The 15004-nt window shown below is 69.3% G+C and carries 14 protein-coding genes; 8 read left to right on the top strand and 6 right to left on the bottom strand.

The window, feature by feature from the left end:
* Positions 1-82: 82 nt before the first annotated feature.
* Positions 83-607: a PH domain-containing protein gene (locus OC373_RS16890; protein WP_070426032.1), complete on the top strand. Its 525-nt coding sequence runs from the start codon at positions 83-85 to the stop codon at positions 605-607.
* Positions 604-2121, top strand: a complete 1518-nt coding sequence (locus tag OC373_RS16895) for a PH domain-containing protein (protein WP_261998139.1) — start codon at positions 604-606, stop codon at positions 2119-2121. The genes OC373_RS16890 and OC373_RS16895 overlap by 4 nt, the downstream gene beginning before the upstream one ends.
* 120 nt (positions 2122-2241) lie before the next feature.
* Here OC373_RS16895 and OC373_RS16900 read toward each other — a convergent pair whose 3' ends face one another.
* Complete coding sequence (locus OC373_RS16900) at positions 2242-3300, bottom strand: CDP-glycerol glycerophosphotransferase family protein (RefSeq protein WP_019183592.1); 1059 nt, start codon at positions 3298-3300, stop codon at positions 2242-2244.
* On the opposite strand from OC373_RS16900, the gene OC373_RS16905 reads away from it, so the two are divergent.
* Positions 3299-4117 carry a glycosyltransferase family 2 protein gene (locus OC373_RS16905; RefSeq protein WP_261998140.1) on the top strand — a complete coding sequence of 273 codons (819 nt, stop codon included), beginning with the start codon at positions 3299-3301 and terminating at the stop codon, positions 4115-4117. The two genes, OC373_RS16900 and OC373_RS16905, sit on opposite strands and share 2 nt — an antisense overlap.
* Here the strand turns inward: OC373_RS16905 and OC373_RS16910 are convergent.
* The 5 genes from OC373_RS16910 to def all read right to left on the bottom strand — a co-directional run bounded on the left by OC373_RS16910 (position 4102) and on the right by def (position 10167).
* Positions 4102-5427, bottom strand: coding sequence for an O-antigen ligase (locus OC373_RS16910; protein WP_261998141.1), 1326 nt, complete (start codon positions 5425-5427; stop codon positions 4102-4104). The two genes, OC373_RS16905 and OC373_RS16910, sit on opposite strands and share 16 nt — an antisense overlap.
* Before the next feature lie 111 nt (positions 5428-5538).
* Complete coding sequence (locus OC373_RS16915) at positions 5539-7260, bottom strand: glycosyltransferase family 39 protein (RefSeq protein ID WP_261998142.1); 1722 nt, start codon at positions 7258-7260, stop codon at positions 5539-5541.
* A gap of 26 nt (positions 7261-7286) precedes the next feature.
* Positions 7287-8630 carry a 16S rRNA (cytosine(967)-C(5))-methyltransferase RsmB gene (gene rsmB / locus OC373_RS16920; protein WP_070426037.1) on the bottom strand — a complete coding sequence of 448 codons (1344 nt, stop codon included), beginning with the start codon at positions 8628-8630 and terminating at the stop codon, positions 7287-7289.
* Between the two features lies 1 nt (position 8631).
* On the bottom strand, positions 8632-9555 hold the full coding sequence (fmt, locus tag OC373_RS16925; RefSeq protein ID WP_019183587.1) for a methionyl-tRNA formyltransferase: 924 nt from the start codon (positions 9553-9555) through the stop codon (positions 8632-8634).
* A gap of 99 nt (positions 9556-9654) precedes the next feature.
* A complete protein-coding gene (def, locus tag OC373_RS16930; RefSeq protein ID WP_019183586.1) occupies positions 9655-10167 on the bottom strand; it encodes a peptide deformylase in 513 nt (170 codons plus the stop codon).
* Between the two features lie 126 nt (positions 10168-10293).
* Here def and OC373_RS16935 point away from each other — a divergent pair, with 126 nt between their 5' ends.
* The 5 genes from OC373_RS16935 to OC373_RS16955 all read left to right on the top strand — a co-directional run bounded on the left by OC373_RS16935 (position 10294) and on the right by OC373_RS16955 (position 14908).
* Positions 10294-11424: a LysM peptidoglycan-binding domain-containing protein gene (locus OC373_RS16935; protein ID WP_261998143.1), complete on the top strand. Its 1131-nt coding sequence runs from the start codon at positions 10294-10296 to the stop codon at positions 11422-11424.
* A 74-nt stretch (positions 11425-11498) separates the two neighbouring features.
* Positions 11499-12638, top strand: coding sequence for a DNA-processing protein DprA (dprA, locus tag OC373_RS16940; RefSeq protein ID WP_261998144.1), 1140 nt, complete (start codon positions 11499-11501; stop codon positions 12636-12638).
* A gap of 42 nt (positions 12639-12680) precedes the next feature.
* Positions 12681-13154 (top strand): DUF494 family protein, encoded by a 474-nt coding sequence (locus OC373_RS16945; RefSeq protein ID WP_019183583.1) that lies wholly within the window; start codon positions 12681-12683, stop codon positions 13152-13154.
* A gap of 38 nt (positions 13155-13192) precedes the next feature.
* Positions 13193-13954, top strand: coding sequence for a pilin (locus tag OC373_RS16950; protein ID WP_261998145.1), 762 nt, complete (start codon positions 13193-13195; stop codon positions 13952-13954).
* Positions 13955-13999: 45 nt separating this feature from the next.
* Positions 14000-14908 carry an RDD family protein gene (locus OC373_RS16955; protein ID WP_261998146.1) on the top strand — a complete coding sequence of 303 codons (909 nt, stop codon included), beginning with the start codon at positions 14000-14002 and terminating at the stop codon, positions 14906-14908.
* Positions 14909-15004 lie beyond the last annotated feature (96 nt).

A 15004-nucleotide genomic window follows, 5' to 3' on the forward strand; every position in this document is an offset into this window, starting at 1 on the left:
ACGGCAACCTGCTACCGTCTGCGCCACGGGCGGTTGCACCTGCACGCATGCGCCCGGCCCGTTTCCAGCCGAGCGCCCTGCCTTGTCCGATCTCCTCGACACTCCCGTGCCGCCGCCCCTGCCGCCGTCGCCCGCCGCGCCGGACTGGCAACCGCTGCCGCTGCGTTCGGCCTCGCTGGCCGCCTTCGGTGGCGCGATCGCCGGCGCGCTGCTGATCGGCGGTGCGTTCGGTGCGCTGTGGGTGGTGTTCGATCTGCCGGGGCGCTGGTGGGGCGCGGCCGGCATGGTGCTGCTGGGCGCACTGATCGGTGCCGCGCTCGCCTTCCGCCGCCAGCGCCGCACCTATTGGCGGCTTGATGCCCAGGGGCTCGGGCTGCGCCGTGACCTGCTCTGGCAGAACGAAACCCGCGTACCGACCTCGCGCGTGCAGCACCTGGATCTGCGCCGTGGCCCGATCGAACGCAGCGCCGGGTTGAGCACGCTGGTCGTGCATACCGCCGGCAGCCGCTTCAGCGCGGTCACCCTCAGTGGCCTGGACAGCGCCGATGCCGAGCGCCTGCGCGATACCCTGGCGCACCAGCTGGACCAGGACGACGACGCCCTGTGAGTATTCCGCCGCCGCTTGATGCCGCGCCGGAGCAGCGGCTGCATCCCTGGTCGTGGCTGTTCGTGCTGCTGATGCAGCTGCGCCAAGGCCTGGTGCCGTTGATCGCGTTGGTGGTGTTCGGCCAGCGCGGCGACCGCGATGAGTTCTGGCTGTCGATCGGCCCGGTGATCGCCGTGGTGGTGCTGGTGGCGTACTCGGTGCTGCAGTACCTCACTTACCGCTACCGGATCGGGGCGACGGCAATCACGGTGCGCAGCGGCGTGTTCGCGCGCAATCGCCGCGAGATTCCCTTCGCCCGCATCCACAACGTGGTGGTCCACCAGAACCCGTTGCACCGCCTGTTCGGGGTGGCCGAGCTGAAGCTGGAATCGGCCGGCGGCAACCGACCCGAGGCAGAAATGCGGGTGCTCAAGCTGGACCAGGCGCTCGCACTGGAGCGGCTGGTCCGCCAGCGTGGCCAGGCAGCGCCGGCTGCGGCCGAGGGCGAGGCGGCGCTTGCCGAGCCTGCCGAGGACGTGCTGCTGGCGCTGGGCCCCGGCGAGGTCATCCGCATCGGGCTGTTGTCCAACCGCGGCTGGGTCGTGGTGGTGGCGGTGCTGGGTGCGATGCTGCAATTGTTCCCGCGTGGCAGCGTGTCCGATGTGATCGAAGCAGGCGGGCGCCAGGCCTTCGGCTATGCCAGCCACCTGCACCCTGGCATGTGGCTCTGGGCGATTGCCGCAGTGCTGGCCGTGGCCGGTTTCTGGGTGCTGCTGCGGGTGCTCTCGGTGGTGCTCGCGCTGCTGCGCTATTACGGTTTCCGGCTCAGTGAGCACGAGCGTCGGCTGACCGTGGCCAGCGGACTGTTGACGCGCATGCGCACCAGCGTGGCGCGGCGCCGGATCCAGGCCTGGACGCTGCGCGAGACGGCCCTCCAGCGCTGGTTCCAGCGCCGGCAACTGCGCATCGATATCGCGGCCGGCAACCCCGGCGAAGGCGAGCGGCGTGACCTGCGCGAACTCGCGCCGCTGGCGACGCCGGCCGTGTGCGATGGGCTGGTCCAGCATCTGCTGCCGCACCTGCAGTGGCCGCCGGCGCGCTGGCAGCCGGTTCAGAGGCGCGGCTGGTGGCGGCTGTGCCTGGGCGCGCTGTGCGTGGTTCCGCTGCTGAGCGCGGGCGCGATCTGGTACGGCGGTCCGTGGGGCGCGCTGTTGCTGCTGTGGTTGCCGTGGTCGGCATTCCGCGCGCACCGGCAGATGGACCGCATCGGCTATCACCTGGATGACGACTACGTGGCCGTGCGTGGCGGCTGGTGGCAGCGCTGGTGGCGCTTTGCAGAGCTGGACAAGCTGCAGGCGCTGCGCCTGACCCGCTCGCCGCTGGACCGCCGGCTGGGCACGGCCAGCGTGTGGCTGGATACCGCCGGCGCGGGCATGGGCACGCCGTTGGTGCTGCAGTACCTGCCGGAGGCCGAAGCACGCGCGGTGTATGAGCAGCTGGGCCGGGCGTTGGCCAAGCGCCGCCTGCGCTGGTAGCCGAGCCTCCACGCACGGCGTGGACCGACCGGATGAACACCGTCCACGCAGGGGGTGCATCCCGGTGCTGTCCGCTGCTCGCCGGCTCGCCCTAACCCGGCCGGCATCGCCACGGATGCTTCAGCGCTTGGCCGGCCCCCAGTACCCGAGATCCTTGCGGATCTGCAGGCCGCGCGTCCACGCGCCGAACGGTTTGCGCTTGAGCGTGCCGAGTTCGCCGGACAGGAAATCCTCGGTCGCGGCGATCACCCGCTCGGAGGAATAGCCATCGCGGAACGGGTGGATGGCATCGGCGTAGCGCCGGATCTCGGCCATCAACGCCGGCGCCGGATCCAACGCCTGGGCCAGCATCGCGGGCAGCTGCGTGGCGTCGTCGAAATCGATCATGTGCGGCTGCGGCACCCGGTTGCGGAAGGTGACCACGGGTTTGTGCTGCACGATGAACTCGGACACGATCGAGGAGGTGTCCGAGACCAGCACATCGGCGGCGCGCTGCGCGGCCATCACCTGTTCGGGCTCGATGAAGCGCGCATGCGGGCCAGCCAGCGCGCGGTAGCGATCGAACAGCTCCGGCGCGCACTTGGGGTGCAGGGTCAGCAGCCAGTAGTGATCGCCGCGGGCGATGTCGGCCGCGATCTGGTCGTACAGGTGTGGCGCCGCGCTCAAGCGCTCGGTGAAGGTCGAACCGAACAGGATCACCGGGCGGCCCTGGGCTGGCACGCGCAATCCCGCGCTCAGGCCGCCGTCATCGCGGAACAGCGGGTCCAGCTTGGGCCAGCCGGTCTCGGCCACGGCGAAGTGGCCCTCGCGCGCGGCCAGCTCGCGGAACGGGGCGGTCGTGGCCGGGCCCTGGGTGCAGTACAGATCGAACAGTCCCCGCACCCGGAAGTGGCCACGGGCGCTGTCGCGCTTCTGCACGTTGAAACCGTGGAACACCTGCACCTTGGCCCCGGCGATGAACGGCGGCACCCAGTTGGCGGCACTGAACACCGCACGTGGGCGCAGCGCCAGCGCCTCTTTCAGGCCGACGTTGGGCACGCCGGGCAGCGATGCGCCGGCGGCGCCATCGGCGAACCAGGCCGACACCGATTGACCGGATGCGTGCAACGCCTGCGCCAGAGGGGCGAGAATGGGCAGCGCATAACGCTCCGTCGCAAACAGCAGGTACTCGGCCATCATGTCCTCCTCGACCGCTCCCACTGAACGGCCTCGCATTTCGGCCTGCATTATCGCGTTCAATGAAGCCGACCGCATCGGCGACTGCCTGGCCTCATTGGCCTTCTGCGACGAGATCGTCGTGGTGGACTCGCAATCGACCGACGCCACGGTGGCGATCGCGACGGCGGCCGGGGCGCGGGTGCTGCAGCGCCGGTTCGATGGGTTCCGCAGCCAGAAAGCGTTCTGCGTCGAGCAGGCCACCCACGACTGGGTGCTGTGCCTGGATGCCGACGAGCGCATCAGCGACGTCCTGCGCGAGGCGATCCTGACCGCGCAGGCCACCGGCTTCACCGGCCACCACGGCTACCGTTTCGCGCGGTTGTCCGCGTATTTCGGCAAGTTCCTCAAGCACGGCAATGCCTACCCGGACCGGGTCCTGCGCCTGTTCGACCGCCGCCATGGCGGCTGGCGCGGCAAGCGCGAGATCCATGAGGCGGCCAGCGTGGATGGCGCGGTGGGCACCCTGCGGGGTGATCTGATCCATTACCCCTACCGCTCGCTGGAGCAGCAACTGCTCAAGACCCAGCGCTACGCGCGGATGATGGCCGAGCACGAGTTCGCGCGGGGCAAGCGCGCCACGCTGCCCAAGCTGATCCTGGCGCCGGCGTGGCGGTTCTGGCGCGGGCTGCTGCTGCGCGGCGGCTTCCGCGACGGCTGGCACGGGCTGGTCTACGCCTATGTGCGCGCCAACTACGTGCGCCAGAAGACCATCATGCTGTGGATGCTGCAGAACGGGCAGCCGGTCACCGACCCGCCGCGGAATCAGCCCGACGCCTGAGCCTGAGCCTGAGCCTGAGCCTGGGCCTGGGCCCGCGCCAACGCCAGGCGCCGGGTATGGCCCTGGACGATCGACAACCCGGCCAGCAGGCCGACGATGGTGACGTAGAAGCTGGCCGTGATCTGGTGCGCGAACATCGACTGGGTGATCCCGCACAGCACATAGGTCACCACCACCATGATCCCGGCGGCGGCCGGGCCACGGAAGGTCTGCTCGCCGCTGCGCCGGTGCAGGCCGGTGAACACCCACAGCGGCACGCCATAGATCGCCAGCAGCAACAGCAGGCCCGGGGCGCCCTGGGTCGCGGCCCATTCGGCCAGATCGTTGTGCGCATGGCCCAGGTGGCAGCGCTGCTCACTCGGATCATCCCGGCACACCGGCAGGCGCTGCATGGCGCTGTCGAAATGGCCGATGCCCACCCCCGTCAGGGGATGGTCGAGGAAGGTTTCATAGGCCACCTGCAGCCGCTCCACGCGCGCACCGGCGGAGGAGTCGCTGTCACCGCGCTCCATCCGCACCACGTCGTGCTTGAGCTCGGTCAGGCGGACCTGCTCGCGCAGGCTCGGGATGGTCAGGGTCAGGGTGCCGGCGATCGCCACCAGTGCCAGCAGCACGCCCAGGCGCGCACGCCCGGTGCGCCAGCGCAGGCTCATCGCCATCACCACCAGCAGCGCCAGCAGCGCCAGCCAGACCCCGCGGCTGCCGCTGAGCACGATGGTCACGCAGCCGGCGACCATGCCCACGATCACCCAGGTCCAGCGCTGGTGTGGCCGGCAGAAGACCAGCAGCACCATCAGCACCAGCACGATGTCGGCCAGCACGATCGCATTGGTGCTCAGGTCGGCACGCGGCGCGCCCCCGGCCACCTGCAGGATCGACAGCACCATCGTGCCGAGCAGGCCGGCCAGGGCGCCTGCCCACAGCCAGCGGATATCCGGCCGCAAGGCACACACCCACAAGGCGATCCACGGGATCACGACGAACCGCGACCGGTTGTCGATATCGCGCAGCCCCTGCTCGAACAGATAGATCGAGAGCAGCGCGAAGGCGATCGCGGCCACCACCAGCCAGGCCAGCACTTTCACCGGCCGCCCGGCCAGGCCACGTGCGCGCCACAGGTAGTCCGGCGCCAGCAGCGTGCTCAGCAGCAGAAGGATGCCGTAGGGCAGCAGATTCTGCGGCAGGGTCAGCACCAGGGCGGGCATGCAGAACAGGCCCACGGTGGCGATCCAGTGCGCCACGCCGGCACGCCCCTGCAGCGGCGGCAGGGAAACAGGCGTGGCCGGCTCGGATCCACGGGAAAACGTCATTGCCAACCTCGATCGCCACACGCAGGCACGCAGGCCCGTGATTGCACTGGACGCGACCGGCGCCCACGGTCCTGCGGTTCCCGCCCGGGCAGGCCGCCAGCAGTGCAGACCTCACTCATCGCCATCGATCCGGTGCAGCGCGCGTTCGCGCTCCTGCTCTTCGGCGCTGGCCACGCAGGGGCCATGGATGTCACCGGGCCTTACCAACCACCAACGCCGGCGGTTGGCGACCCCGGCCAGCTCGGCGCTGGTGCGGTCCACACAGGCCAGCAGTGCGTCTTCCTGCACCAGCAACCAACGCTGCTGCGGACGTGCCGCCTGCCAGGCGACGCCATCGCCCAGCTGCCGGTCCCAGCGTCGGTTGAAACCGAAGGTGGCGGCGTCCCGGTCGGCCATCAGCAGATTCTGCTCTTTCCAGGCGACCAGGCCCAGTTCGGCGTCTGGACCGATGCGCTGGCCGACCTGCTGCATCAGGCCGCGGGCGGAACTGGAGTCGTTGAACAGCGGGTAGCCGATCAGCCCGAATGCGACCCAGGCCATGGTCAGCGTCGCCACCACGGCCAGGTGGAAGCGGCGCACGCCGGCGATGCACAGGGTGAGCACGGCCCAGCAGCCGAGTGCGACCGCGACCCAGCCCAGGCCGGAGGTCACCGCGGTATCGATGCCACGGTCGAGAATCAGTTTGCGTTCGAAGCCCGGCTGCCCGACCAGCATGGACGTGCCGATGCCGAGCAGGCCGGCCGCCAGCAGGGCCACGAAGCCGCCCAGCAGCCACTGGAACGCGCGCTTGCGCAGCAGCCCCGGCAGCAGCGGTGCCAGCGCCAGGCAGAACATCGGCAGCGCCGGCAGGATGTAGACGTCGCGCTTGCCGTTGGGGATCGAGAAGAACAGCACGATCAACAGCCACCACACCAGCGGCAGCAGGTAGCGCGCATCGCGCCGCTGCAGGCGCCGGCGCCAGGCCGGGATCGCCCACGGAATCGCCAGGAAGGCGGGGATCCACATCGAGGGCATCGTGCCCAGGAAGTACCACCACGGCTGGTGATGATCCCAGGACTGGGCATAGCGCTTGGCGGTCTGCCGGAACAGGATGTCGTCCAGGTAGGCCCGGTACTCGGCCGAGCCGCTGCCCAGCGCGGTCACCACCATCGGCACCAGCCACAGCGCGATGGCCAGCACGAACGCCAGCGGGCCGAGCCAGAAACGCCAGTCGCGGCAGTGCAGCTTGACCCGCGGCCAGCCGAGTACGGAGGCCACCGCCGCCGGAAGGATCATCAGCAGTGCGATCACGCCCACGCCCTTGGTGATCACCCCGAGCCCGGCGGCGAACCAGCCCAGCCACCACCAGCGCCATGCGGGGCCACTGAGCAGATGGCGCAGCAGGCCGTAGTTGGCCAAGGTGATGAAGAACACCACCAGCGGGTCGATCTGGGCCTTCTTGGACTGGAAGGTGAAGTGCAGCGCGAACAGCAGCGCCCAGGCGGCATACAGCCCGACCCGCCTCGTCCACAGCCGGCGGCCAAGGTCGTAGACACAGGCCAGGGTACCCAGCGCGGCCAGCAGCGAGGGCAGCAGGAACGCCACGCGCCAATCACCGATCAGCGAATACAGCGCAGCCTGCGACCACATCAGCATCGGGGGCTTGTCCGAATACAGCTCGGTGCCCCGGTGCGGGAACAGCCAGTCGCCGCTGTCCACCATCTGCTTGGCGACCAGCGCGAAGCGGGGTTCATCGGACGGCCAGGGATCACGCATGCCCAGGCCAGCCCCCAGAACGAGCAGGGCCATCAGGGCAAGCAGCCAGAACTCTCGGGATGCGCGGTGGTTAAGCATGGGGCGGGATTCTAGCCGGGTTCGGTTCAACCCTTCTTTAGCAGACGCGCATAGAAGAAGCCGTCAGCACCGTCCTCACCCGGCAGGCGCTGGCGCCCGGCCCAGGAATCGTGGCCATACGCCTCACCCAGCGGCAGGAAGCCCGCGCCACGCGTGCGCTGCAGGAACGCTTCGACCTGGAACTGATTTTCATCGCGCAGGATCGAGCATGTCGCATACAGCAGGGTTCCGCCGGGAGCGAGCATCGTCCAGCACGCATCCAGCAGGCGTGCCTGCAGCGCGATCAGGGCGTCGATGTCGGTCGGCCGGCGGTGCACCAGCACGTCCGGCTGCCGGCGGATGATGCCGGTGGCCGAACACGGGGCGTCGAGCAGGATGGTGTCGAACAACTGCCCATCCCACCAGCTGGCCGGATCGGTCGCGTCACCGGCCAGCACCTTCGCGTTCTGGCCCACGCCGGTGCGTGCGAACGTTTCGCTGATGCGCTTGAGCCGGCGCGGATCGATGTCCAACGCCAGCAGGTGCAGGGTCGGATCGCGCTCGAGCAGGTGCGCGGACTTGCCGCCCGGTGCGGCGCAGGCATCCAGTACGCGCGCGCCAAGGCGCGGCGCCAGCGCATCGGCCACCTGCTGGGCAGACAGATCCTGCACCGACAGCGCGCCCTCGGCGAAGCCGGGCAGCGCAGTGACTGCGACCGGCACCGGCAGGCGGATCGCATCGGCACCGATGCTGGAGGCTTCGGCAGCGATGCCGGCGGCTTCCATCTGCTGCAGCATCGCCTCGCGGCTGCCGTGCTGGCGGTTGACCCGCAGCCACAACGGCGCGGCCTGCAGGCTGGCGCTGAACACCGCCTCGGCCTCATCCGGCCAATCCTGTTCGATCTTTTCGGCCATCCACAGCGGGAAGGCATCGCGCGGCGGCAACGGCGGAATGCCTTCGCGCTGGGCACGGCGCAGCAGCGCATTGACCATGCCGGCCTGACGGTCACGGCCCATCGCGCGGGCGGCGTCCACCGTGGCCGAGAGCGCGGCGTGGGCGGGCAGCTCCAGCGCGTCGAGCTGGGCGAAGCCGACCAGCAGCAGCGCACGCAGTTCGTCCTCGCGCACGCTCAGCGGGCGCGGCATCCACTGCGCCAGCGCGGCATCGTAGGCGGCACGGCGGCGCAGCACGGCAAAGCACAGCGCCTCGAGCAGCGCGCGGTCGCGGCTGTCGTCCAGGGTCGGCAGGGCGGTGGCCAGTTCGGCCTTCAGCGAGCGGCCACGGCCGATCACCTGGGCCAGGACGCGCGCGGCCAGCACGCGCGTGGGGACGCCGGGGGCGGTGTGGGCGGTGTAGGGGCCTGCAGGCTTGCCGGAACGCGCGTTGGTCATCTCAGGCACCCACGCCGAGGTCGCGGCGGGCGTTGAGGTAATCGGCGGCGGTGATCGCCTTGCCGCCCTCACGCTGCAGCACGCGCAGGCGCAGCGCACCCTGGCCGCAGGCGATGTCGATGCCCTCGCGCGAGGCCGCCAGCAACGTACCCGGGGCCTTGCCCTGGTTGTCATCCAGCGCGATCGCACCATGGATGCGCACACGCTCGCCGGCCAGCATCGCCTCGGCGATCGGCCACGGGTTGAACGCGCGTACGGTACGGGCCAGCGCGTGGGCATCCTGCGCCCAGTCCAGACGGGCCTCGGCCTTGTCCAGCTTGTGCGCGTAGGTCACGCCCGCCTCGGGCTGCGGCTGGGCGATCGGCTTGATGCCCGCGCGCAGCAGGCCCAGGCCGTCGGAGAGCACCTGCGCGCCCAGCTCGGCCAGGCGGTCGTGCAACTGGCCGCCGGTATCGTTGGCACCGATCGCGATGTGCTGCTTGAGCAGCACCGGGCCGGTATCCAGTCCCGCCTCCATCTGCATCAGGCACACGCCGGTCTCGGCGTCGCCCGCCTGGATCGCACGCTGGATCGGCGCGGCACCGCGCCAGCGCGGCAGCAGCGAGGCGTGCACGTTCCAGCACCCGTGGGTCGGGATGGTCAGCACCGCCTTGGGCAGGATCAGCCCGTAGGCCACCACGACCATCAGGTCCGGCGCCAGATCGCGCAGCTGCTGCTGCGCTTCGGGGGTCTTCAGGCTTTCCGGCTGGAACACCGGGATGCCGCGCGCGATCGCTTCGAGCTTGACCGGCGACGGTGCCAGGCCACGGCCACGGCCGGCCGGGCGATCGGGCTGCGTGTACACCGCGACCACTTCATGGTGGCGGGCGGCGGCACGCAGCGAGGACACGGCGAACTCCGGCGTACCGGCAAAGACAATCTTCATGGCGACCCCACTAACAGAAAGTAAAACGGCGCCGGTGTCCGGCGCCGCGCAACAGGACCCGTCGCGCGGTCAGCCCGCGCGGCGGTCTCTGCCCTCACCTCAGGCAACGTGCTTGCGCTGCTTGGCCAGCTTCTTGCGCACCATCTCGCGCTTGAGCGGGGAGAGGTAATCAATGAACAGCTTGCCGTCCAGGTGGTCCATCTCGTGCTGCACGCACACGGCAAGCACGCCGTCGGTGGTCAGTTCCTGGGCCACGCCATGGCGGTCCAGGTAACGCACGGTGATCTGGTTGGCGCGGGTGACATCGGCAAAGATGCCCGGCACCGACAGGCAGCCTTCCTGGTAGACCTGGCCGCCTTCGTTGGCGACGATTTCAGGATTGATGAACACCATCGGGGTGTCCTTCTCCTCACTGACATCGATCACCATGAAGCGCTTGTGCACGTCCACCTGGCTGGCGGCCAGGCCGATGCCCGGGGCGTCGTACATGGTCTGGAACATGTCGTCGATCAGGGTCTGGAACGCTGGCGTGGTCACGTCGGCGGCATCGATCAACGCAGCCTTGGTACGCAGGCGCGGATCGGGAAATTCGAGAATGGGCAGGAGGGCCATGGCAAATACCGGTAGGGGGCGCCGGTCGAAGCGGCGTACAGGGCGATTCTATCGCCAACGCTTGCCCCGCGCCCCGGTTTCTGGACTATAGTGCGCGAACCTGTTGGGGAATCAGGCACCACATCTATGTTTGAACGAACTCGTACGGTCGTCGCCGTGGCGATGCTGACCGTTGCTACCTATGCTACCGCCGTGGAAATGAATGGCGGGCACCCGGATACCTATGTCGTGCGCAAAGGGGACACGCTGTGGGATATCTCGGCGCGCTTCCTGCAGAAGCCCTGGCTGTGGCCGGAGATCTGGCAGGCCAACCCGCAGGTCAGCAATCCACACCTGATCTACCCGGGTGACGTGCTCAGCCTGGCCTATCTGGACCGCGTCGTGGCCCAGCCCGGCCCGCGCCAGGAGGCCCCGATCAACGGCGTTCCACTGGAGCAGGTCGAGCCGTTCCTGAAGCAGCTGAGCGTGGTCGACGAGGTCAAGTCGCTCCCGTATGTGGTCAACCTGGAAGACAACCGCCTGCGTGCCACCACCGGGCAGACCGCCTATGTGCGGGGCCTGGAGAACGCCCAGGTCGGCCAGCGCTACGCGGTGGTCCGCCCGACCGTGCAGTACGCCCTGCCCAAGCCGACCGAAGACCTCAACGCCCGCGGCGACACCACGCCCGGCAGCGGCAATGTCTGGAAAGCCTTCATCGTGCCCAGCAAGCGCCACCAGACGCTGGGCTACGAACTGGCCCAGATCAACGTCGGCACGGTGAGCCGCGTGCAGAGCGGCGATGTCGAGGTGACCTCGCTGGTGCTGCAGGGCCAGGTCGACGGCCGCGAAGTGCGCGCCGGTGATCGCCTGGTGCCGGTCGAAGCCCGCCCGTACGATCTGCAGTTCGTGCCGCACGTGCCCGCCCCGCAGACCGCTGATCTGGATGTGCGCGTCCTGGCGGTGGCCGACACCTTCACCTCGGGCGGTCCGCGCGATGTGATCGCGATCTCCGCCGGCAGCGCCAACGGGGTCGACAACGGCACCGTGTTCTCGCTGTGGCGCCAGGGCCGTCACGTCGCCCACCGGATGGACTACCCGAACTCGTCGCGGATGGACGATTCGCTGACCAGCGGTGCCGGCCGGGTCACCCTGCCGGACGAGTACGCCGCCCACGCGATGGTGTTCCGCACCTTCGAGAACGTCAGCTACGCGCTGGTGATGGAAGGCGTGAAGCCGGTCCACGTCGGCTATTCGGCACTGCATCCCGATAAGCAGTAAGCGCGGCGGAATCCTACCCTGCCCTCCGACGGCGCCCTAGGGCGCCGTCGTCGTTTGCGCCTCAGGGTAAGCGGATGCCCATCTGCTGCCCTGCCTCCTCCACCGCCCTGCTCACCGTCGTCCTCGCCGGAGGCGCCCTGCCGCCCCGCCTGCGCCTGCTGCGCCAGTTCCGGGATGCGGCCGCGGCGCTGCGCGCCGGTCCGGGCGCCTGGCGCGCCGCCGGATGCAGCCCCGCGCAACGCGCCCGCCTGGCCTTGCCGGACGAAGGCTACCTGGCCCACGGCCTGGCCTGGCTGGCAGACGAACGCCACCACCTGCTGGCCCTCACCGATCCCGATTACCCGGCGCTGCTGGCCCAGATCGAGGAACCGCCCGTGGCGTTGTTCGTGGACGGAGACCCGACGCGCCTGTGGCATCCGGCGGTGGCGGTGGTCGGCAGCCGCTCGCCCTCCCCCGGCGGCCGCGAGCACGCGCGCGCCTTCGCCACCGCGCTGGCCGGCGATGGCTGGTCGATCATCAGCGGCCTGGCGACCGGGGTCGATGCCCAGGCCCACGAGGGCGCCCTGCAGGTCGCCGCGGGCATGACCGTGGCCGTGGTGGCCACCGGTCTGGACCAGACCTACCCGCCCCGGCATGCCGCCCTGCATGAACGGATTGCCGCCACCGGCGCGGTGGTCAGCGAATACGCGCCCGGGATGCCGGCGAGCCAGGCGCATTTCCCCGCACGCAACCGCATCATCGCCGGCCTCAGCCTGGGCACCCTGGTCATCGAGGCCGCCCAGCGCTCGGGGGCCCTGATCACGGCCCGCTGCGCCGCCGAGGCGGGCCGCGAGGTGTTCGCCCTGCCCGGCTCGATCCGCAACCCACGGGCCCGCGGCTGCCACCGGCTGATCCGGCAGGGTGCGGCGCTGGTCGAGGAGCCGGCGGAGGTGACCGCCGGCCTGACCGCCCTGGCCCAGACCCTGGCCGGGGCCTTGCGAACCCGATTGGACGCCCCCACTGAACAGGCACGACCGGCGCCCGAGCGCGCCCCTTCCTACACCGACCCGGACTACCAGTGCTTGTGGAAAGCCCTGGATCACGACCCAACGGGTATGGATTCACTGATCCAGCGCAGCGGATTGACGGCGGCCCAGCTGTCGGCCATGCTGCTGGTCATGGAACTGGATGGAAAGGTAATGGCCGCCCATGGTCGCTACTGTCGAAAACCCTAGTTTCTTCACCTCCACAGCGTCGTTGACGCAGGCCGAGGGGCAATGAAAGAGAGCATTCTGGATGTCCTGCTGTACCTGTTCGAACACTATTTCAGCGAAGACGCGGACCTCATCCGCGACCGCGACTCCCTCCAGAACGGCCTGATCCAGGCCGGCTTCAGCCCCACCGAGATCAACAAAGCCTTCGATTGGCTGGACGCGCTCGCCGAGCAGCGCCCGGCCGTCGTGCTGGGCCGTGTCAACGGCCCGGTGCGGATCTTCCATGGCCCCGAGCTGGACAAGCTGGACGTGGAAAGCCGCGGTTTCCTGATGTTCCTGGAGCAGCACGGGATTCTCGACGCCAGCCAGCGCGAGCTGGTATTGGACCGTGCGATGGCGCTGGACCAGGACGAACTGGACCTGGACGACCTCAAGTGGGTCGTGCTGATGGTGCTGTTCAACCAGCCCGGGGCAGAGGCTGCCTACGCCTGGATGGAAACCCAGATGTTCGTGGACGAGCCGGAACCGCTTCACTGACCTTACACTGAGCGCCTTGCGCATTCAGGAGCGGGCCGGTGGACCAGTGGTTCTTTGCAGAAGGAAACAGTCAGCAGCGCGGTCCGCTGCCTGCTGACGAGCTGATCGCGCTCTACCGTTCCAGCCGCATCGGGCGCGATACGCTGGTCTGGCGCGACGGCATGGCCCAGTGGCAGCCGCTGGAAACCGTGGCCGCCGAGATCGGGCTGGACCTCGCGCCGGCGGCCGAAACGCTGGCAGCGCCCGCACCCGGCCCGGCAGTGCCGCCGTCACTGCCGGCCGCGGCGGTCGCCCCCAGCGCGCCCGGCGCACCCGTGCACCCCGCCACCCCGACCCCCATCACAGTTCCGCCGCCCCGCAAGGGACTGAGCGGATGCGCGATCGTGGGCATTGTCGCGGCCGTGATCGTGGTGCTGGTGCTGATCGTCGGTGCAGTGCTTGCCGCGATCGCCCTGCCTGTCTACCAGGAGTACGTCGCGCGATCCAAGGCCAGCGACGCACTGGCGACGCTGGCCCCGATCAAGGTCGCGGTCGCCGGGTTCCACAGCGAGCACGGCCGCTGCCCGGTGAACGACGACGAAGGTTTCCAGCCGGCCGAAGGCTATGCCGACGGTGCGATCAGCACCGTGCGGATCGGCCGTTTCAACAACGGCCACTGCGGCGTGGAAGCCCAGCTCACCGTGCCCGGCAACGCCGCGCTGGATGGGAAGCTGCTGTGGTTGGACTACAACGGCGCCGATCATTGGGAATGCAGCGGCGAGCCCGATGACAAGTACCTGCCGCAGGAATGCCGCGGCTGATAACGGACACACGTCCATGGATGCACCCAACAGGGGATTGAAGCAATGACTGAGTGGTATTTCGCCGATGGCCAGGACCGACAGGGTCCGTTGAGCGCAGACGACATGCGCCAGCGCTTCCAGCGCGGTGACATCACCCTGGCCACGCTGGTGTGGCGGGGAGGGTTCGCGCAGTGGGCGCCCCTGGCCGAGGCCGTCGAAGAGCTGCAGCTGCAGAACCTGGCCTCTGCGGCCAGCAACCTCGGCAGCGGCATCGACCTGCGCGGGGATTACACCGCCATCGACAACGGCACCGCCCCGCTGCCCGGCACCGGCGGCGGCACGTACTCGCCGTACACCGCGCCGGCCGCGGCCACCGGCTACGCCAACGCCGCGGTGGTCAACGGCCAGGACGTGGTCTATGCCGGGTTCTGGAAACGCTACGCCGCCTACTTCATTGATTACATCCTGCTCACCGTGGTCACCCTGCCGCTGAGCATGATCATCAACCTGACGGGTGCCGGCTCGGGCAACGAAAGCGTGCAGGTCGCGCTGACCCTGGTGGTGATGCTGCTCAGCATGGTCATCAGCATCGGCTACTACGCCGGCTTCCACGCCTCGCGCGGCGGCGCCACGCTGGGCAAGATGGCCGTCGGCATCAAGGTCGTGCGCGGCAACGGCGAGCGGATCAGCTTCCTGCGCGCGTTCTGCCGCTACCTGGCGACCATCGTCAGCAGCCTGATCCTGATGATCGGTTTCATCATGGCGGCCTTCACCGAGCGCAAGCAGGCCCTGCACGACATGATGTGCGACACCCTGGTGGTCGACAAGTGGGCCTTCACCGAGCATCCCGAGCTGCAGCAGCGCGGCCTGGGCACGGTCACCATCGTGATCCTGGTGCTCGCCGCGCTGGCCATGGTGGCCCTGTTCGGCGTGATGATCGCCATGATCGGCGTGATCGCATCGATGTCCTGATCCGGGCAATCCTCACACCGGGCCGCTTGACATGAGCCGGCCCGGCGTGATTCCACTAATAGGCAGAAAGCTGAACGCCCGGCCCACCCCCGGGCG

This window comes from Stenotrophomonas sp. Ste96 (assembly GCF_024519495.1).
Classification (GTDB): Bacteria; Pseudomonadota; Gammaproteobacteria; order Xanthomonadales; family Xanthomonadaceae; genus Stenotrophomonas; species Stenotrophomonas bentonitica_A.